This is a genomic window from Vibrio sp. Isolate23, assembly GCF_022398095.1.
GTDB lineage: Bacteria > Pseudomonadota > Gammaproteobacteria > Enterobacterales > Vibrionaceae > Vibrio > Vibrio coralliilyticus_A.
In genome coordinates, this window is the sequence record NZ_JAKEUV010000002.1 from 55,282 (window position 1) to 75,561 (window position 20,280).

At 44.2% G+C, this 20,280-nt stretch carries 20 protein-coding genes; 12 read left to right on the plus strand and 8 right to left on the minus strand.

Annotation, left to right across the window (positions count from 1 at the left end):
• Positions 1–21: 21 nt before the first annotated feature.
• The gene (locus L1D31_RS07325) at positions 22–957 is read right to left on the minus strand and encodes a siroheme synthase (RefSeq protein ID WP_239836439.1); all 936 of its coding nucleotides are present in this window, start codon (positions 955–957) and stop codon (positions 22–24) included.
• Between the two features lie 462 nt (positions 958–1,419).
• Here L1D31_RS07325 and L1D31_RS07330 point away from each other — a divergent pair, with 462 nt between their 5' ends.
• From L1D31_RS07330 to L1D31_RS07355, 6 genes are all read left to right on the plus strand, one after another.
• Positions 1,420–2,448 carry an amino acid ABC transporter substrate-binding protein gene (locus L1D31_RS07330; RefSeq protein ID WP_099609250.1) on the plus strand — a complete coding sequence of 343 codons (1,029 nt, stop codon included), beginning with the start codon at positions 1,420–1,422 and terminating at the stop codon, positions 2,446–2,448.
• 71 nt (positions 2,449–2,519) lie between these two features.
• Positions 2,520–3,725, plus strand: a complete 1,206-nt coding sequence (locus L1D31_RS07335; protein ID WP_239836440.1) for an amino acid ABC transporter permease — start codon at positions 2,520–2,522, stop codon at positions 3,723–3,725.
• Between the two features lies 1 nt (position 3,726).
• Positions 3,727–4,824, plus strand: a complete 1,098-nt coding sequence (locus tag L1D31_RS07340) for an amino acid ABC transporter permease (protein WP_239836441.1) — start codon at positions 3,727–3,729, stop codon at positions 4,822–4,824.
• A gap of 22 nt (positions 4,825–4,846) precedes the next feature.
• The gene (locus L1D31_RS07345) at positions 4,847–5,596 is read left to right on the plus strand and encodes an amino acid ABC transporter ATP-binding protein (RefSeq protein WP_239836442.1); all 750 of its coding nucleotides are present in this window, start codon (positions 4,847–4,849) and stop codon (positions 5,594–5,596) included.
• A 194-nt stretch (positions 5,597–5,790) separates the two neighbouring features.
• Positions 5,791–6,459 (plus strand): Bax inhibitor-1/YccA family protein, encoded by a 669-nt coding sequence (locus L1D31_RS07350; RefSeq protein WP_239836443.1) that lies wholly within the window; start codon positions 5,791–5,793, stop codon positions 6,457–6,459.
• A gap of 130 nt (positions 6,460–6,589) precedes the next feature.
• The gene (locus L1D31_RS07355; protein WP_006962117.1) at positions 6,590–6,919 is read left to right on the plus strand and encodes a TusE/DsrC/DsvC family sulfur relay protein; all 330 of its coding nucleotides are present in this window, start codon (positions 6,590–6,592) and stop codon (positions 6,917–6,919) included.
• 3 nt (positions 6,920–6,922) lie between these two features.
• Here L1D31_RS07355 and yccX read toward each other — a convergent pair whose 3' ends face one another.
• Positions 6,923–7,195 carry an acylphosphatase gene (gene yccX, locus L1D31_RS07360; RefSeq protein ID WP_239836444.1) on the minus strand — a complete coding sequence of 91 codons (273 nt, stop codon included), beginning with the start codon at positions 7,193–7,195 and terminating at the stop codon, positions 6,923–6,925.
• 92 nt (positions 7,196–7,287) lie between these two features.
• On the opposite strand from yccX, the gene L1D31_RS07365 reads away from it, so the two are divergent.
• The 5 genes from L1D31_RS07365 (at position 7,288) to L1D31_RS07385 (ending at position 12,692) form a co-directional block, all read left to right on the plus strand.
• Positions 7,288–8,691 carry a methyl-accepting chemotaxis protein gene (locus tag L1D31_RS07365; protein WP_239836445.1) on the plus strand — a complete coding sequence of 468 codons (1,404 nt, stop codon included), beginning with the start codon at positions 7,288–7,290 and terminating at the stop codon, positions 8,689–8,691.
• 98 nt (positions 8,692–8,789) lie between these two features.
• Positions 8,790–9,983 (plus strand): class I SAM-dependent methyltransferase, encoded by a 1,194-nt coding sequence (locus L1D31_RS07370; protein ID WP_239836446.1) that lies wholly within the window; start codon positions 8,790–8,792, stop codon positions 9,981–9,983.
• A 331-nt stretch (positions 9,984–10,314) separates the two neighbouring features.
• A complete protein-coding gene (locus L1D31_RS07375; protein WP_239836447.1) occupies positions 10,315–11,619 on the plus strand; it encodes a TolC family outer membrane protein in 1,305 nt (434 codons plus the stop codon).
• 1 nt (position 11,620) lies between these two features.
• Entirely contained in the window at positions 11,621–12,232 is a 612-nt protein-coding gene (locus L1D31_RS07380; protein WP_239836448.1) for an OmpA family protein, read from the plus strand.
• A 106-nt stretch (positions 12,233–12,338) separates the two neighbouring features.
• Positions 12,339–12,692, plus strand: coding sequence for a DUF2750 domain-containing protein (locus L1D31_RS07385; RefSeq protein ID WP_239836449.1), 354 nt, complete (start codon positions 12,339–12,341; stop codon positions 12,690–12,692).
• A 64-nt stretch (positions 12,693–12,756) separates the two neighbouring features.
• Here the strand turns inward: L1D31_RS07385 and queC are convergent, their stop codons facing one another.
• Positions 12,757–13,452: a 7-cyano-7-deazaguanine synthase QueC gene (queC, locus tag L1D31_RS07390; protein ID WP_239836450.1), complete on the minus strand. Its 696-nt coding sequence runs from the start codon at positions 13,450–13,452 to the stop codon at positions 12,757–12,759.
• A gap of 10 nt (positions 13,453–13,462) precedes the next feature.
• Positions 13,463–14,113: a 7-carboxy-7-deazaguanine synthase QueE gene (queE, locus tag L1D31_RS07395; RefSeq protein WP_239836895.1), complete on the minus strand. Its 651-nt coding sequence runs from the start codon at positions 14,111–14,113 to the stop codon at positions 13,463–13,465.
• 175 nt (positions 14,114–14,288) lie between these two features.
• Between queE and L1D31_RS07400 the strand changes: the two genes are divergently transcribed.
• A complete protein-coding gene (locus tag L1D31_RS07400; RefSeq protein ID WP_239836451.1) occupies positions 14,289–15,098 on the plus strand; it encodes a Cof-type HAD-IIB family hydrolase in 810 nt (269 codons plus the stop codon).
• A 21-nt stretch (positions 15,099–15,119) separates the two neighbouring features.
• Here the strand turns inward: L1D31_RS07400 and L1D31_RS07405 are convergent, their stop codons facing one another.
• From L1D31_RS07405 to prpF, 4 genes are all read right to left on the minus strand, one after another.
• Positions 15,120–16,547, minus strand: a complete 1,428-nt coding sequence (locus L1D31_RS07405; RefSeq protein WP_239836452.1) for a bifunctional NUDIX hydrolase/phosphatase PAP2 family protein — start codon at positions 16,545–16,547, stop codon at positions 15,120–15,122.
• Positions 16,548–16,562: 15 nt separating this feature from the next.
• Positions 16,563–17,039 carry a GNAT family N-acetyltransferase gene (locus L1D31_RS07410; protein WP_239836453.1) on the minus strand — a complete coding sequence of 159 codons (477 nt, stop codon included), beginning with the start codon at positions 17,037–17,039 and terminating at the stop codon, positions 16,563–16,565.
• Between the two features lie 112 nt (positions 17,040–17,151).
• A complete protein-coding gene (locus L1D31_RS07415; protein WP_239836454.1) occupies positions 17,152–19,029 on the minus strand; it encodes a propionyl-CoA synthetase in 1,878 nt (625 codons plus the stop codon).
• A 57-nt stretch (positions 19,030–19,086) separates the two neighbouring features.
• Entirely contained in the window at positions 19,087–20,277 is a 1,191-nt protein-coding gene (gene prpF / locus L1D31_RS07420; RefSeq protein WP_239836455.1) for a 2-methylaconitate cis-trans isomerase PrpF, read from the minus strand.
• Between the last annotated feature and the right edge of the window lie 3 nt (positions 20,278–20,280).

The following is a 20,280-nucleotide window of genomic DNA, read 5'->3' on the forward strand; positions in this document are numbered from 1 at the left end:
CGGGCTCAGTTTTTTCTGACTTCAGGCTGAACCCAATCGAATATGAATATCGCTGCTTTTCAGCAAATTATACTGAGAAGAACTTGGGGCAACTAAGATTACCACTCTCAAATTCTCACTTTTTGCCATTGCTAATCTCTCTGATAAGTCCACATCATCACGATACTCCTTTCTTTCTGCATCCCTTCTAATCAAATCAACAAACTCGAACGGACAAGCGTTATCAAAAAATACAAGTTCAGCTTGCTGCATGATTCGTAATGCCTTGATAGGAAGCAGTTCAACGTCATGACCATAGTCTATCCAAGTGACTGAGCCTTGGGCTTCAAGCTTATTTTCAAGCGTGTTTAAATAGACGTCCTCTAGCTGCGATCGCTTTGTTGCCATTTCAGTTTCAGGACGATTAAAGAACGACTCCCAAAACTTTCGTCGAAGATCAACCGAAGGTAATCGCTGTTTGATGTCAGTACGCTTTGATGCTCCAAAGTCAGCCAGTAATGACAAGTTCTGAGGCAAAGTGGCTTCAAATTGCTCTCTGATATTACGCACCAAAACAGGAGAAGCTCCACCACTCGAAATCGCAATCTGGATTCTTCCACGATTTATCATCGAGGGTGTAATAAAATCACAATATGGCTGATCATCGACTACATTCACTAATAAACCTAACGCTTTCGCATCATGGTAAACACGATGATTAAGCTCCGGGTTGTCTGTCGTTGCCCATACCTGTAGATATTTACGGTCTAGTAGTTCCTCTGAGTAAAAGTTCTGTACCCACAAACACTCGTCATTTTCGGCAAGTTTTTGGAGATAAGGCTCAATATTGGGCGACACTATGGTGACTTCCGCCCCCGCACGAATCAGGCTGTCTACTTTTCGACAAGCAACCTCTCCTCCCCCCACAACCAGAACGGGTTTGTCGGTGAGATTCATAAACAGAGGAAAATACTGCATTTTTATCCTTGAGCAATGTTACGACCTATACAGACGATACTACCAAAAATGGGGCACATCGATAAACCCAACAATGCGAAACGTATAATTTATCACCAAATTTAATGCTATTTATAGAATTATATTTTAATCCTAACTCAATGCGCGAAATGTAAATATTGTGTAAACACTAACTTATAGAGAGTCTCTATGTTTGCACCATTAGTGTGAAGTCTTGCACTATTTACATTCGTGTAACATTTGGTCATTCTATTCACAGGTTGGATTCGTAGATTCGTTTAATAAATCTTTTTAAATTATATATTTGAGAATTTACAGATCCTTTCCTACTCTTATAAACGGTTGATTTATATACAACTCAAATTTGAGTAATCAGCCAATAACTATTGAAACACAACAATTTTTTCATTCGTTGTATCAGGTGTTACCTGGTTTAACATGGATCATACAGGAAGGATACAAATGGCGAACAAACTAACACTTCTTGCTTCTGTAGTAGCGGCTTCTACTGCTCTAATGTCTACGAGCGCTTCTGCAGCAGATAGCACTTTGGATAAAGTGACTAAGCAGGGTTTCCTAACTTGTGGTGTAAGTACCGGTCTACCAGGATTCTCTAACCCAAACTCCAAAGGCGAATGGGAAGGTATTGACGTTGAATACTGTCAAGCTCTTGCAGCCGCTGTTCTTGGTGATAAATCTAAAGTTAAGTATGTGCCCCTCACTGCAAAAGAGCGTTTCACTGCACTACAGTCTGGTGAAATTGATGTGCTGTCTCGTAACACTACGTGGACTCTACATCGTGATACAGCATTGGGTCTGAACTTCGTAGGCGTCAATTACTACGACGGTCAAGGTTTCATGGTCAAGAAAGACTTGGGTCTGAAGAGCGCGAAAGAACTTGACGGTGCATCTGTATGTGTTCAGTCCGGTACCACCACTGAACTAAACCTTGCGGATTACTTCCGCAACAATGGTATGTCATACAAACCCGTTGTATTTGATACAGCAGCTCAAACTTCAAAAGGTTTTGATGCAGGTCGTTGTGATGTCCTAACCACAGACCAATCTGGTCTGTATGCCCTTCGCCTGAATCTTCAAGATCCAAGCTCAGCAGAAGTTCTTCCTGAAATTATCTCTAAAGAACCACTAGGCCCAGTGGTACGTCAAGGTGATGATCAATGGTTCAACATTGCCAAGTGGACGCTTTCGGCGATGGTGAATGCTGAAGAATATGGTATTTCCTCTAAAAATGCTGACGAGATGCTAAAATCTAAAGATCCGAATGTAAAACGTATTTTGGGTGTGGATGGTCCTAAGGGTAAAGGCCTTGGTATCCGCGATGACTGGGGTTACCAGGTAATCAAACAAGTTGGTAACTACGGTGAAAGCTTTGAACGTACTGTAGGTAAGGGCTCTCCACTACAAATCTCACGTGGTGTAAACGCACTATGGAATGCGGGCGGCTTTATGTACGCTCCACCAATCCGTTAAGCAATACATTACAACAAAATGGGCGGTGTAAGCCGCCCTTTTTACAAAAATGGATTTGAGGTTATAGCTGTATGAAACCTACTAATACTGTTGCGTCGAAGGCGGATAACGGACCGACTTCTAACGCTAGCCTTTTTTACAATCCCACCTTTCGATCAGTCGTATTTCAGATTATCGCAATACTTGCACTGATCTTTTTCTTTTACACTATTGTAAACAATGCACTGACAAACTTGGAGGCACGCGGTATCGCCACAGGTTTTGGATTTCTGACGCAAGAAGCTGGCTTTGGGATTGGCCTAACGCTGATTGAATATGATGAAACCTTCTCTTATGGCCACACTTTCATCGTTGGCCTACTCAACACAGCCCTAGTATCCGTGCTCGGCATTATACTTGCGACTGTTATTGGGTTTGTTATGGGTATTGCCCGCCTTTCATCCAACTGGTTGGTGAGCAGACTGGCAGCCGTATATATCGAAACGTTCCGCAACATCCCCCTACTTCTGCAAATCTTCTTCTGGTACTTTGCCGTTCTGCAGGCGTTACCTTCTGCTAGACAAAGTTTGAGCCTTGGTGAAGCTATCTTCTTAAATGTTCGAGGTTTGTACTTCCCTGCTCCAATCTTTGAAGCTGGCTCATCCGTGGTGATTGCGTCTCTGGTTATTGGTATTATTGCGACCATCTTTATTGGCATTTGGGCTCGCAACAAACAGCGTTTAACAGGCCAACAAACACCAATGGGTCGCATTGCGCTTGCCTTAGTGTTTGTGCTTCCGGTTGTTGTCTATTTTATTATGGGTTCGCCAATTTCGGCAGAATATCCAGAACTGAAAGGCTTCAACTTTAAAGGTGGTGTCAGCATCATCCCTGAACTTGCTGCTTTATTGCTTGCGTTAAGTATTTATACTGCATCTTTCATTGCAGAGATTGTTCGTTCAGGTATTAATGCCGTCAACCACGGTCAAACTGAAGCCGCGATGTCTCTTGGTCTCCCTCGTTCTAGAACGTTGAAACTGGTTATTGTTCCTCAGGCGTTGAGAATCATTATTCCACCTTTGACCAGTCAGTATCTGAACTTAACCAAGAACTCATCATTGGCGATGGCCATTGGTTACCCAGATTTGGTCTCCGTATTTGCTGGTACAACTCTTAACCAAACTGGCCAGGCGATTGAAATTATCGCAATGACCATGGCGGTATACCTATCATTGAGCTTAATTACTTCTGCTCTGATGAATATCTACAACCGTAAAGTTGCTTTGGTGGAGAGATAGCATGAAGATACATCAATTTCAGCCAGATCTACCACCACCAGCTAATACGGTGGGCGTTGTGGGCTGGCTACGTAAAAACCTGTTTAATGGCCCAGTAAATTCGATCCTGACCGTGATTTTGGCCTATCTTGCCTTATCACTGTTATGGACTGTTTTCGATTGGGGAATTTTAAAAGCCGACTGGGTCGGAACCACACGTGATGCCTGTTCGCGTGATGGCGCTTGTTGGGTATTTATCAGTGTACGCTGGGAACAGTTCATGTACGGATTCTACCCTCAAGAAGAGCTTTGGCGCCCTCGCCTTTTTTACATTACGTTAGCAATCTTTACAGTATTGTTAGCCTACGAGAAGACTCCAAAACGTTTGTGGATATGGCTGTTTTTCGTCAACATTTACCCATTCATTATCGCTGCACTGCTGTACGGTGGCGTATTTGGGCTAGAAGTGGTAGAAACACACAAATGGGGCGGACTACTAGTAACACTTATCATAGCGCTTGTCGGTATTGTTGTGTCTCTCCCTATTGGTGTAGCACTGGCGCTGGGTCGACGTTCTGAAATGCCAATCATTCGAAGCATCTGTACCGTCTACATAGAGATTTGGCGTGGCGTACCGCTCATCACGGTTCTTTTCATGGCATCAGTAATGCTGCCATTGTTCCTTGCGGAAGGGTCTGAAACCGACAAGCTCATTCGCGCTCTCATTGGTGTGGTTATGTTTAGTGCTGCGTATATGGCGGAAGTCGTTCGTGGTGGATTGCAGGCAATCCCTAAAGGACAATATGAGGCGGCTGATGCATTAGGGCTAAGTTACTGGAAGAAAATGGGCTTGATTGTTCTTCCTCAAGCATTGAAGATTACCATTCCATCCATTGTAAATACCTTTATTGGGCTGTTTAAAGACACCAGTCTAGTACTAATTATTGGTATGTTTGATGTACTAGGAATCGGCCAAGCAGCAAACACTGACCCAGAGTGGCTTGGGTTTGCAACGGAAAGTTATGTATTTGTCGCGTTAGTGTTCTGGGTATTTTGTTTCGGCATGTCGAGATATTCGATATGGCTAGAGAACAAACTTCATACCGGTCACAAACGATAATCAGAAAGCTCAAGGACGTATTATGACGCAACAACAAGAACACATGATCCAAATTAAGGATATGAACAAGTGGTACGGCGAGTTTCACGTACTGAAAAACATCAACCTCGATGTTAAAAAAGGCGAAAAGATCGTAATTTGTGGCCCTTCTGGTTCTGGTAAATCCACCATGATTCGCTGTATCAACCGTCTTGAAGAACATCAGCAAGGGCAAATTATCGTTTCTGGCAACGAGTTGACCGAAGATTTGAAGAACATTGAAGCAGTTCGACGCGAAGTGGGTATGTGTTTCCAGCACTTCAACCTCTTCCCTCATCTGACGGTTCTGGAAAACTGTACTTTGGCGCCTATATGGGTGAAAAAGATGCCAAAAGACGAAGCGAAAAAAGTCGCAATGAAGTACTTGGAGCGAGTGAAGATCCCTGATCAAGCGGAGAAATACCCTGGTCAGCTATCTGGTGGTCAACAGCAACGTGTGGCTATCGCTCGCTCACTATGCATGAGCCCACAAGTGATGCTGTTTGACGAGCCAACGTCTGCACTTGACCCTGAAATGGTACGTGAAGTACTGGATGTTATGGTCGAGCTCGCTGAAGAAGGGATGACCATGCTCTGCGTGACTCACGAGATGGGTTTTGCGAAAGAAGTGGCTGACCGAGTTATCTTTATGGATGCGGGAGAGATAATTGAAGAGAACAATCCTGTCGATTTCTTTGAAAACCCTCAGTCTGATCGAACGCAAAACTTCCTTGCTCAAATCTTAAGTCACTAAGAAAGAAGAGCAAATTTTTAAAGAGGCGATTAAGATCGCCTCTTTTTATTTGTTATATTGTGTTACATCTTTCAAAATACATCGCTTTGTAATTCAATTATTATTTACTCTACTGCATGCATTAGCAGGGCTTGATTTTTCACTGTTCGCCCTCATAAATGTAGATATAAACATAAAACCTTACGAGGAAGATTATGAACAGCCCTATGTTTACACGTTCTACAAGCGCTCCTAGCACACTTGAGATCAATAAGACACTGAAAAACACTTATTTCTTATTGTCTATGACACTAGTAACAAGTGCCATTGCAGCAATAGCTACGATGGCGATTGGTATTTCTCCAATCATGGCTATCGTTATGCAAGTCGCGGCTATTGGTATTCTATTCTTTGCACTACCTAGAAGTATCAACTCATCAATGGGTATTGTTTGGACGTTTGTTTTTACAACATTAATGGGCGGTGCTCTTGGCCCAATGCTCACTTATTACGCATCCATTGCTAATGGTCCTTCAATCATTGCACAAGCCCTTGGTCTGACGGGTATGGTGTTCCTTGGTCTTTCAGCGTACACAATCAGTAGCAAAAAAGACTTTTCTTTCATGCGTAACTTCCTGATCGCAGGGCTTATCATTGTTATCGTCGCTGCAATAATCAATATCTTTGTTGGTTCTACAATCGGTCAGCTAGCCATCAGTAGCATGTCGGCTTTAGTATTCTCAGGTTTTATTCTGTATGACACTAGCCGTATTGTGCGTGGCGAAGAAACTAACTACGTTAGTGCGACTATCTCAATGTATCTAAATATTCTGAATCTGTTTACTAGCCTACTTAGCATTCTAGGCATCATGAATGACGATTAATTCATAGACTTAAGTTGATTAAATAGAGCCCGGAAGATGAAACTTCCGGGCTTTTTCTTTTCTTACATATTGTTGTCCCAACCTAAGCTGCGCTACCCTATCCCATATCTGATTTTTGAGACCTACAACAATGTTTGAATACAACGGTAAATCAATCGAAACTGATGCACAGGGTTACCTACTCGATCATACTCAGTGGGAAGAAGGCATGATTCAAATCCTTGCAGAGCAAGAAGGTATCGAACTGACTGAAGCTCATTTGGAAGTTGTCCATTTTGTTCGAGAGTTTTATGAGGAGTTCAACACATCCCCAGCGGTGAGAATGCTAGTGAAAGCCATGGAAAAAGCGCATGGCCCAGAGAAAGGTAATAGTAAATACCTTTTTAAGCTGTTTAAGCAAGGCCCTGCGAAACAGGCAACCAAACTCGCAGGCCTACCAAAACCCGCGAAATGTTTGTAAATATCAAAGAATTTTGAATCCGCTAAACGGTTTAAAAGACATTGGCTCTGAGACTACTGAATCAACATGTGACGTCTTAGGGCCAGCTTCCAACCACTTTGCCATGTCGGCGATTTGTTCTTCATTGCCACACACCACCACTTCAACATCTCCATTATTTAAGTTCCTCGCATAGCCTGTTAAACCCAATTTCATGCCATAGTGAGAGGTGTGATAACGAAAACCAACTCCTTGCACAACACCTGACACTGTGAACTTCTCGCACTTTTGATTCATTACTCATTCCTCAAGACAAGGTCCGTGATATATTCGCTTGGCATGTTTTACGCCCCATAAGGAACTACGGGGTTTCATCGGAAGTTGCCATTATGAAAGAAATACCATTTCGCTGGATTGATAAATATCTCATTCATTTAAAGATACAGGAAAAATTCTACCTCCTATTTTTCCTTCCCGTTATCGCACTACTCGTTCTCACCTTCGTTTTCGATAATGCCGCAGATCAAATGCTAACTCACTTATATCAAGATGAACTAGTTTTGATAAAAAATCTAATAGAAGCAGGGAATCTCACTCAAAGTCAGGTCGCTAGCTTATTAGCCAGTTCTGAAACCATCGCTCTTGGTAATGGACCTAGCGCTATCAATATAAACAATGGTGCTTTTAGCCTCGTTGCTAAGCCAAGCATCAATCTATGGTCAGCTCTTTCTACAACCCATATCGTTGTTGTTCTGGTTACACTGTCTCTTATTGCATTGGGGGTCTACTACATCATGACCTTTATTGGCGGAGCTATGTTTACAATGAACAAGGCACTCAGCACTCTGGCAGATGGTGATTTGACGAGTCGAATGAACTTTTTCAAGGTTCGCGATGAATTCAGTGAAATCGCGATCACCATAGACAAAGTCGCAGAGCGTGAACAATCGCTGGTGCTCTCCATTCAAGAGTCAGTAGCGTTAATGCAACAAATAAGCTCAGAACTTAATCAATCTAACCAGCACAGTGCTGAAATTTCCGGAACTCAACAGGAACACCTAAATTCACTGGCAAGTGCCACGGAAGAAATGGCTTCCACCATTCGTGAAGTCGCAAACCTAGCTCATGACTCCAGCACACAGACTGAAAACGCGCGTTCTGTTGCTCAACAAGGGCAGCAGAAAGTTGGACACACGTTAGCCTCTATTTCCCAACTTTCCAACGAAGTTCAGTCAGCCTCACAAGCGGTTGCCGAACTTGATGCTAATGCCGCCCAAATCGACGAGGTGGTCACCGCCATTAACGGTATCTCTGAGCAAACGAACCTACTAGCACTCAACGCGGCCATCGAAGCTGCTCGAGCGGGAGAACAAGGCAGAGGTTTTGCCGTTGTTGCCGATGAAGTACGAGCATTAGCAGCAAGAACTCAGCAATCTACCGTTGAAATTCAATCTATGATCGAAGCCTTACAGCGCAACAGTCAGTCTTTGACAAAACTGATGGAAACCACCGTGGTGAACTCTAGCGAGGGCCAAACATTGATGTCAGAGGTGAATACAGAAATCGCATCCTTGGCAGACAAGAACCAAGCTATATCTGATGCCAGTGTTCAAATTGCCACCGCAGCTGAAGAGCAAGGTGTCGTTGCAGACAGCATTGCCGCTAGTGTGGAAGAAGTTCGCACTCAGTCCAATCAAGTCTGTGAAATGATCAACGCGACCAACCGCAATATTGAACAGCTTCGTAATCAGAGTGATTCAATGGAGAACTTACTCACCGGGCTTAGAGCTTAATGCATTGAGCCGCCGGACAGGCGGCTCTTTTATTTGCTTTTCACTCCTACTTCCCTGAAAATACCCAGCCTTCCAAAACCAACCTATTGAGTAAACACATGACTCCAGCTATTTACCTTGAAAAGGGCCGCGATAAATCCCTAAGACGTCGACACCCATGGATTTTTTCTCGTGGTATTCGAAAAGTGGAAGGCGAACCTTCATTAGGTGAAACCGTGGATATCTTTACTCATGATGGAAAATGGTTGGCAAAAGGCGCTTATTCTCCCCATTCTCAAATTCGTGCTCGCGTTTGGAGCTTTGTGAAAACCGATATAAATGAAGACTTCTTTGTTAAGCGTATCCAAGACGCGCTACTGCTCCGTCAAGACGTGATTGAGCGTGACGGTCTCACAGGTTATCGATTGATCGCAGCAGAATCAGATGGTCTGCCTGGTATTACCATCGATAAATATCAAGACTATCTCGTATGTCAGCTCCTAAGTGCAGGCGCAGAATTCCAGAAACAGTCACTGATAAATGCTCTCCTAAAAGTTTTCCCGCAATGCAACATTTATGAGCGCTCAGATGTAGCCGTTCGCAAGAAAGAAGGCCTAGAAGAACGCACTGGTGTTTTACACGGTGAAGTGCCACCCAAATCTGTTGTCATTGAGGAAAATGGTGTCAGGATCAGCGTCGACATCGTTGGCGGACATAAAACAGGTTTCTACTTAGATCAGCGTGACAGCCGCCAACAAGCGATGAAATACGTGAAAAACAAAGAAGTACTTAACTGCTTCTCTTACACCGGTGGATTTGGCTTATATGCGTTAAAAGGTGAAGCAAAGCGTGTGATTAACGCGGATGTTTCTCAGCCAGCACTAGACACAGCAAAACTCAATGCCGAACTAAACGAGTTTGATATCTCTAAGAAACGAGCTGTATTCCTCAATGCTGACGTGTTTAAGTTGCTACGTGAATATCGCGATCAAGGCACCCTGTTTGATGTGGTCATTATGGATCCACCAAAGTTTGCAGAAAGTAAAGCTCAGCTCAATGGTGCATGTCGCGGCTACAAAGACATCAACATGTTGGCGATGCAGATTCTAAAACCCGGTGGTACCCTGCTGACGTATTCATGCTCAGGCCTTATGGACCAAGTTCTATTCCAGAAAATCATTGCGGATGCTGCAGTCGATGCGGGTAGAAAGGTCAAGTTTGTCGAGCGCTTTGAGCAAGCGTCGGATCACCCTACTGATACCGCTTACCCGGAAGGCTTTTACCTTAAAGGTTTTGCTTGTAAAGTCATCTAAGTAGACAAACTCATTAGCAGAAAAGGGCCTTACGGCCCTTTTTTAATCGTACGATTTTATGATGCCGTTAAGTAGGTTGGTCAAATCGTTACTCGTGATACTGCTTTGGCTGGGGCTAACACCATTGAGTTTATCGACGACGTTAGCAAGCCATCATAATCCGTGGGATACATTTTGTTAACGAGTTAGTACAGCAATATAGAAAGTGATGTTAGTCATCATTCTGAGTATAGTGTTAAGTTATTCACGCCACAGATGGATAATTCTCAAAAATGAGACCGAACAATTGAGTAATATCCCTCGAACAAGATGTACCCGAGGAGCCCCCATAGTGAAATGGAACCGGATTAAACTGCTGAGCATCGCTACTGCGTTCGCTTTCCCAGTACAAAGCCAAACCTTAGAACAAGCTGTCGCCCTTACAATTGCTAATAACCCAAACGTTAAAGCCTCTTATAATGAGTACATGAGCAAACTTTACGATGCCGAAGCATCATCAGGTGCTTATTTACCATCGATCGATCTCGATGCAGGCATTGGCTATGAACAAGTCGACTTAGCATCGGGAACAGAAGATGAACTGACTCGTAAAGAAGCAACATTAAGCCTGACACAGCTTATATGGGATGGTTCTGCCACGTTGAACGACATGGATAGAACCGCAGCTGACGCTGAATCCGTTCGATTCCAACTACTCGCCGATTCTCAAGACATCGCTCTCGAAGTAACAAAAATTTACCTCGATGCGACCAAAGCTCACGAAGTGCTAGCTCTTTCAGAAAGCAATTTAGCGGTTCATAAAGAGATTTACAGTGATATCAAGAAACGGGTCGAATCAGGAATAGGTTCAACCGCAGACCTATCACAAGTGGAGGCCCGCTTAGCGAAAGCTCAAGGTAACCTACTGGCTGCGCAAAATAACCTTTATGACGTACACACTCAGTTCAAAAGAATTGTCGGCCAGGCACCACAAGGGCTTATTTTCCCTAGAGCAGACGAAAATGCCATTCCATTCTCTATCGATGAAGCCCTTGATATTGCAGTTAAGAATCACCCAGTAGTTAAGATTGCACAAGCGGACGTAGATTCAGCTCGTTTTCAATATCAACAGTCAAAAGGTGTCAACTACCCAACTCTCTCTATTGAGGCAAACCAAATATGGCGTGATGATGCTGGAGGTATACGAGGCAGTAGCAACGAATCTTCTGCCATGCTGCGTATGCGCTATAACTTGTACAATGGAGGCTCTGACTCTGATCGTACCGAAAGTGCAGCGTATCAGTTGAATAAAGCGAAAGATTTTCGTGACCGTACATTCCGTAGCCTTGAAGAAGGCCTGCGTTTGTCTTGGAGTGCTCTTGACCTAACTCTACAGCAAAAAGAATTTCTTGCTGACCACGTAGACTCGGCATCCGATACTGTTATTGCTTACGAAAAACAATACAAGCTTGGCAAGCGTACTCTTCTCGACCTCCTCAACACTGAAAACGAGCTGTTCGAAGCACGTAAAGATTACCTAGACGCCAAATACGATGAGCAGTATGCCAAGTACCGGGTTATGAATGCTACGGGTGGATTGCTAACAGCACTTCGTGTTGACACGCCTGAAGATTGGAACAAAGTGGTTGAGTACTAATATGAAAAAGTCGATTATTTCTACAGCTATCATCGCTCTGACATTTTCTGCCACTACTTACGCTGAAGATGTTTACAGTTACCGCGAGACACCAATAGCGAACCAAGTATCGGATCTCTATGATGATGACAAGGATGGAGTTATTAATGCACGAGATCTCTGCCCAGAAACGCCTCTGGGTGCAGATATCGACAATGAAGGTTGCGGTACATACGTAAAGTCTGAAGAGGAGTTAAACCTTCACATTTTATTTGCCAATGACTCAAGTGATATTCAGCCAGTGTTCTTAACTCAAATTCGTGAAATGGCAGATTTTTTGAAAGTGTACCCTTCAACGTCTATTGAATTACAAGGGTATGCCAGCAAAGTTGGTAACCATAACCACAATATGGAGCTTTCCAAAGATCGCGCTCAGGAAGTGGAGTCCGCTCTGATTAATAATGGCGTGAGCCATCAAAGAATTAAGATCGTCGGTTTTGGAGACACCAACCTAGACGACAGCGGTAATGATGAAATTACTCACGCTAAAAACCGAAAGGTGGTTGCGACTGTGATTGGGCACAAAGGTAACTTCAAAAAAGAATGGACGATTTTCACTAAGAAATCTCGCTAGTTAATTTTTCTTTTACATCGAATGGGCACTCAATGTGCCCATTTTTATTTAGCTTTCATAGCAACAGTGGTACCCTATCCGCGATTCTACTTATGAGATAAAACCTATGAGCAAATTAACTGCTGATATCCAGGCTAACCTTGAACTTTTTGTAGCTGAAACCAAAACAAATAGCTTGGTTTGGGGCTTACGCAATGAAGAAGGCTGGCTGTCTTGTGACTCAACTGAATTTGAAAACAGCGAAGTCATGCCCTTTTGGTCTTCTAAAGAGGATGCGCAAGCACACAATGTTGAAGAATGGGCAGACTTTGAAGTATTGGAAATCCCGCTAGACATTTTCGTTGAAGACTGGCTGCTAACACTTGCGGAAGATGGTGTTCTTGTGGGTACAAACTGGAATGCACAGCTTGAAGGGAAAGAAATCGAACCTTCTGATCTTGCGAAAATGTATCTAGATTAATCATTCCTGATTAGAAAAACGCCCTCATTTGAGGGCGTTGTGTTTTGGCTATCTTAGAGAAACGCTACGCTTCACTGCTTTGCTTACTGACTAATGAGGCCATAACGGCTTCTCGATTGTCGATGTAATCATTCAAGCCCGCTTTTCTTAAATCACAGGCTGGGCAATCACCGCAGCCATCACCAATAATGCCGTTGTAACAGGTCAGTGTTTTCTCTCTCACCAACTGCAGTGCATCGTATTGGTCAGCTAGGGCCCAAGTCTCCGCCTTGTTTAACCACATCAGCGGCGTAACAATGTCTAGATTACGATCCATACCTTGCACTAAGGCACTGTTCATCGCTTTAACGAAGTCATTGCGACAATCAGGGTAGCCCGAGAAGTCCGTCTCACATACGCCAGTAATCACAGCCTGAGCACCAATTTGATACGCGTAAATGCCTGCTAGGGTCAGAAAAAGAATGTTACGGCCAGGGACGAAAGAGTTAGGGAGCCCATTTTCCTGCAACTCATGTGAAACCGGAATGTCATCACGAGTCAATGAGCTAATGGCAAGTTCGTTCAGCAAGCCCACATCCATCACTTTATGCGCTTTAACGCCTAGCTCTTTTGCAAGGTCTTGAGCCACTTCGATTTCGAGTTTATGTCGCTGACCGTAATCGAAAGTGATCGCATGCACTTCATCAAAATCCTTAAGTGCCTGCACGAGACATGTAGTGGAATCTTGACCACCACTAAATACTACTACCGCTTTTTTCATTTCGTTTCCCTTACGCAATACTTAGATACTTATGTGTCTGGATAGAGAGTCTCCAGTTACGCGCAATACAAGTATCAATACATAGCTGAGTGGCGCGTGGCTTCTGGCTGATTGGTTGCAAGGCAATAGTCGTGCTTTCAGGCACGCCTGCGCGCTCAATCAAAGCATCGAGTTGCTCAATGTCTTTATCGGTTGCCACTGGATGCTTGATCTCATTTGCTCGGAGTAAAGCACTGTCCAACACTGGCAGTTTACCTTTCATAGCCACTTTTGGTGACACTGTCACCCAGGTATTCTCACTTGCTAAAACTGGTGATGTACCACTGGTTTCAATTTGGCAACGACATCCAATAGATTCGAATGCTTCTGTGAGCGGACGCAAGTCATAAATGCATGGCTCGCCGCCAGTAATAACAATATGCTTAGCCTGATAACCTTGTTGACGATACTGCTCGATAATGTCACCTCCAGAGACACTACACCATGCTGGCGAGTCTTCCGTTTTCGCGAGTATTTCCGCTAACGGGCGTTCGTCTTGAGGTGTCGCATCCCAGGTTTGTTTAGTATCGCACCAAGCACATCCTACCGGACATATCTGCAGACGAACAAACACCGAAGGAACGCCAGTAAAGACGCCTTCACCCTGAATGGTTTCGAACATTTCGTTTAATTTGTACAACTTTGTCTCAGCCTAACTCATCATCAATATTTAGCAGGAACGAGACCATAAATGACTGCAATGCGTAGGTCAACTAAATCAGAAATTGATCATTCTATTTGACTCATTTAATCTGCTTCTTTTGCTAGTGATAACTTTAAAACTATTAGGTAAGTATATGTACAAGCTGATTGCTTTGGATATGGATGGCACTTTGCTAACCAGCGGCAAGTCCATTTCAGAAAGAACAAAAACCTCTATAGAAAAAGCGCGAGCTCAGGGAGTCAAAATCGTTCTTGCTTCAGGCCGCCCTCTTGCGGGTATGCAAGAGAAACTGACAGAACTTGGCATAGACGGACACAATGAATTTGTTGTTTTTTACAACGGAAGTACCGTGAAAGAAATTGGCACTGGAAAAGTGATTCATCAAGCCTACATTGATGGTCGACGTGCGAAACAAGTGGCGAAGCTCGCTAAAGAGTTAGGATTGTACTGCCATGCATTCAGTACTGAACTCGGCTTAATTACGCCTGAAAATAACGAATTTACTACCTTGGAGTCCGATATTAACCAAGTGCCGATTACGGAAATGGCATTCGATTCATTGGAGGATGACCACCCTATCATCAAAGCCATGATCGTCGGTGAACCATCAAAACTAACAAAAGCGGCGAAAGCCATTCCAGATATACTCCATCAGGAATTCACGATAGTGCAAAGCGCACCGTTCTTTCTAGAGTTTCTCAACCTTGAGAGTAATAAGGGTGTGGGTGTTAAAGCGATTGCAGACTACCTTGGTATCCACGCTGACGAAGTTATTTGTATGGGAGACGCGGAAAACGATCACCATATGATTCGCTATGCAGGGCTTGGAGTCGCGATGGAAAATGCAATGGATCAAACCAAAGCTATTGCCGACCATATTACCGCAAGTAATGATAACGATGGCGTGGCTTTAGTGATCGAACAATATGTATTAAATTCGTAATGCGGTTAATAAAAGCTGCCATTAGGCAGCTTTTGCAAATTTCCTAACACTGACCACAAACAGAATCATGAGCACTGGGTAACGAATTGCATCTAACCCAAACGACAAGACACTACTTCTCGCAACAAACACTTCACTGAACTCAAACAACCAATAGATTGCGACCATTAAAATGGTGAGCGGGATAATAAATTCAGACGTGATATTTTTATCACTCGCATCCGATGTATAGATAATACCTAACGTCGTAACCATAATGCCAAGCCAGATACTAAACACAGGGATTGGCCATACAGAGACCATCACCACTCCCGCTGCAATCAATATAGCCCAAAGCGCCTTAGATTGTATCAATGCCATCAAATCGACTCCGGGTTTGTTATCTAGACGAATTAGGTGCCATGCGCACAACCCGCCAATGAGTAAACCGCCAAACATATCAACAATGAAATGCGTGCCTGTGTAAAAACTCGCCACAGCAAGCCACAAAATAAGAGCGATGCTTGTAACAGCAAGATGATCAGGCCGGTTTTCTCTCATTTTATTCAGTAATAAGGTTACAACGCACATCCAAACAGCGAAAGGCAGACTCGGTAAGCTATAGCCAGCAAACTGGGGTAACGCACGACTTGCCAAATATACTTGCGGCGGCGGGAGCTGGAAACCTTGCTTAGCCAGTAACACGATCAAAGATGTACTCGTTACAGCGAAGAACACCTTATAACTAAACTCTTTTCCAAATCGCCAGTACAAGTATGGAAAAAGTATCAATAGGATAATGGGGTGATTAAGCTGAAGGCTCAACTTAAACAACTCTTCGATTATCTCTTCAGCCTGCGTTGGCAACATGTCCAGAAGCAAGTGAAACTCGTTCAGCCATCCAAGCTCAATTTGATTTATTATCGGCGCAGCTTCGACTAAATTATCAACATACCGAACCATTTGCGGTGTGGCCTGTTCAAAGTAGCCTGCAATACGTTTAAGCTGTTCAGGAAAACGATACTCTTGCGCATTGATCATTTCTGGCGATATGAGCATCGCAGAGGCTATTTCAACGCCGTAATGTGGTGCAAACCAAATTGGGAGTTGGTGAGCATCCAATGAATTATCGATATGGAAAGCAACAATTTCGGAGTCCGGAATACAATCATAATAAATGGTATTGTTTCTCTGCCCCAGCACTTTGTTGATAGAAACAACAAGCCCCGTTTCTTCCCAAGTTTCCCTTTGTGCTGCCAATTCAGGCTTTTCACCATGTTTGACATTACCCGCGGGTAACCAGGATTTGCCCGTCAAAATTTCGTTGACTAGAACCAACTTATTGTCAGCCCTAATGACGCAAGCTGCGCCTTCAATTTCAGGCTGCTTTTGCTCTGCCAACACTAATGATGAAAAAAAAGCGAGAGCAAAGAATAGGAACACTCGTTCCAATTGCTTAAAAATGATCATTTACTACTTCTTGATTTAACCCACTGGTTTACGCAGCCAATGGATATGATGTTCGAATCCGACTTCTTTATAAAAATTCAATGCAACGCTATTGAAGTTCCATACTTCAACAAATATCTGTTTCACTCCGTAGTCGTCAAAACGTTGTTCTATCGACTCACAAAGCTGTTTGGCAATGCCCAACTTACGACATTCAGGCAATACATAAAGTTCATCAACACTGCCCATTTGCACGGGTTTACTGACACTAGAAATCAATTCACAAAAGTGACCGGATACAAATCCCACAACCTGTTGCTGACTAGACGCAACAAGCACAATGCATTCTGGATCATCTAGGTATCGAGCGATGCTTTTTTCCTGCTCAATTTCCTCAGCCGCCTTGAAATGCTCCGAGCATTGGTTATGGTGCTCATCATGCAATCTGAACATCAGATCATTAAGCCGCTCTATATCCCGCGCTTGAGCCACTCTGATTTCTACTTTGTGCATAATTATTTTCGCGTCACAAATAAAGGCACAGTGTGAGTCGAATGTGAAAAATTATCAACAAAAAAGCCCCTTTAAAAAGGAGCTAATTCGTGATTATGGGACGCCGTCTCAACTATGATTCGAGCACTTTTTGGATTTCTTCCAAACTTGTTGGATCGTCAATGGTTGAAGGAATTGTGTATTTCTCCCCATCGGCTATTTGTCGAATAGTCTTGCGAAGGATTTTACCAGAGCGAGTTTTTGGTAAACGCTCGACGACCAGCGCGTGCTTAAAGCAAGCAACTGCGCCTATTTCATCTCGTACCTTACCCACGAGCTCACCTTCAAGTTGCATGTCAGCGACTTTGACGCCGTCTTTTAGTACCACAAACCCTAATGGTAGCTGACCTTTTAAGTCATCATGCACACCAACAACCGCACATTCCGCGATAGCCGGATGGCCACCAACAATTTCTTCCATTTCACCGGTCGACAATCGATGTCCGGCGACATTAATCACATCATCGATACGGCCCATAATAAACAGGTAGCCGTCTTCGTCTAGGTAACCACCATCACCTGACACATAGTAGCCTGGGAACTGGCTCAGATATCCAGATTCGAATCGGTCGTGGCTGCGCCACACGGTAGGTAAACAGCTGGGTGGTAATGGGCGTTTCAACGCAACAAAACCTTGTTTATTCGGCGCGACAGGCTCACCTAGCTCATCCAATATTTCAACCTGATAACCGGGGATGGGTTTAGTCGCTGAACCTGCTTTAACAGGCATCAACTCAATCCCCATTGGGTTACCCGCAATTGCCCAACCTGTCTCCGTTTGCCACCAATGGTCTACAACCGGTTTGACGGTTTTACTTTCTACCCACTCCAAGGTTGGAGGGTCTAAACGTTCCCCCGCCATAAAGATGGTTTTTAGATTCGACAGGTGATATTGCTTGAGGTACTCACCATCTGGGTCTTCTTTCTTGATGGCACGGAAAGCAGTTGGCGCGGAGAACAATACATCGACCTTGTACTCTTCACACACCCGCCAAAAGGCGCCTGGGTTTGGCGTTCTCACGGGCTTGCCTTCAAACAAGATAGTCGTACAACCATGAATCAGCGGCGCATACACAATATAAGAATGCCCTACTACCCAACCCACATCAGAAGCCGCCCAATAAACACCGTCTTGGGGAACGTTATAAATGGCACTCATTGAGTACTTCATCGCGACAGCGTGGCCTCCGTTGTCACGCACGACTCCTTTTGGTTTTCCGGTTGTACCCGACGTATAAAGAATATAGAGCGGATCAGTGGCCAGAACCGGTACACACGCGTGAGGTAAAGCGTTGTTATACGCCTGCATCCAATCCACGTCTCTCGCCTGATTTAATTCAGCCTCACACTGTGGGCGTTGTAATACCAAAACCTTTTCTGGTTTCCAACGGCTATCCATCACTGCTTTATCAACCATAGGTTTATAAGGGATGACTTTATTGATCTCGATACCACAAGACGCTGTCATGATAACTTTTGGCTCTGCGTCTTCTATCCGTACCGCAAGCTCGTTTGGGGCAAAGCCGCCAAATACCACAGAGTGAATGGCCCCTAATCGTGCACATGCCAACATCGCCATTGCGGCTTCTGGAATCATTGGCATGTAGATAACAACCCGATCGCCTTTCTCCACCCCTTGTTCTGCTAGCATCCCTGCGATCTTAGCGACCTTATCCCTAAGTTCTATATATGTGTACTTTTGCTTGCTACCAGTGACAGGAGAATCATAGATCAGCGCTGTTGTCTCCCCTCTTCCTTGTTCACAGTGGTAATCGAGTGCCAGCCAACAAGTGTTAAGCACACCATCAGGGAACCAACGTTCAATACCGTTCTCATCATTTTGCAAAATGGTCTTTGGTTGCTCAAACCAGTCCAATTGCTCGGCTTGCGTTTTCCAAAATTGCTGTGGGTTTTCCTGTGCCCAAAGGTATTCTTTCTGATATGCAGACATAATGCTTCCTCCAGTATGTCCTGACATTACTTACATCGGGTTTGTTACCGACGAGATTTATTCTTCAAAGACATTGGAGGGAACACGCACAAAGCCCTCCATCAAAATACGAGCGCTTCGGCTCATTGCGGCTTTTTCTACTACCCAGCCTTGGTTTGACTGAGTGGCTCTAGCGCCTACTTTTAGCGTTCCGGACGGATGCCCAAAAGTCACTGAATGCTTCTCACCGCCTCCAGCGGCCAAATTGACTAATGTCCCCGGCACACAAGAAGCTGACGCAATAGCGACTGCGGCCGTTCCCATCATCGCGTGATGTAATTGGCCCATAGATAAAGCTCTCACCAGCAGATCTACGTCATTTTCATCAACCTGTTTTCCGCTTGAGGCTTGATAGCTCTTCGCTTTACTGACAAAAGCCACCTTAGGGGTGTGTTGGCGAGATTCAGCTTCTTCGACCTTATCGATAAGCCCCATTTTTAGTGCGCCGTAAGCTCGTATTTTTTCAAATCGCGCTAATGCCAACTCATCACTATTGATATCTTGTTGAAGCTCAGTGCCAGAGTAACCAAGGGCGTCGGCATCAATAAAAATCGTTGGGATACCAGCATTAATTAAGGTGGCGATAAATGTTCCAACCTCAGGTACTTCAAGATCATCGACTAAATTCCCCGTTGGAAACATACTTCCATCACCCGCAGCAGGGCGCATGAAGTCGACTTGAATTTCAGCAGAAGGAAAAGTCACCCCGTCTAGCTCAAAGTCTCCAGTTTCTTGAACAAGCCCGTTGCGGATAGGCACGTGGATGACAATCGTTTTTCCAATATTGGCCTGCCACACTCTCACAGCAACCACACCATTTTCCGGGATACGCTCTGCAGGGATTAGCCCAGCATGAATCGCGAATGGGCCAACCGCTGCCGATAGGTTTCCGCAATTTCCGCTCCAATCAACAAAAGGCTTATCAATGGAAACTTGCCCAAATAGGTAATCTACATCGTGCTCTGGCTGACTGCTCGGAGAAACAATAACGGTTTTGCTTGTACTCGAAGTTGCCCCTCCCATACCGTCGATTTGTTTGGCATAGGGATCTGGGCTACCAATGACTCTTAGCAGCAACGCATCGCGGACCTTTCCCGGTTTTTGCGCCACCTCGGGTAAATCAGAAAGATTAAAGAACACACCTTTACTCGTACCACCTCGCATATAGGTCGCGGCAATTTTTATCTGGCTCGGTCTAATGTTACTCATAAT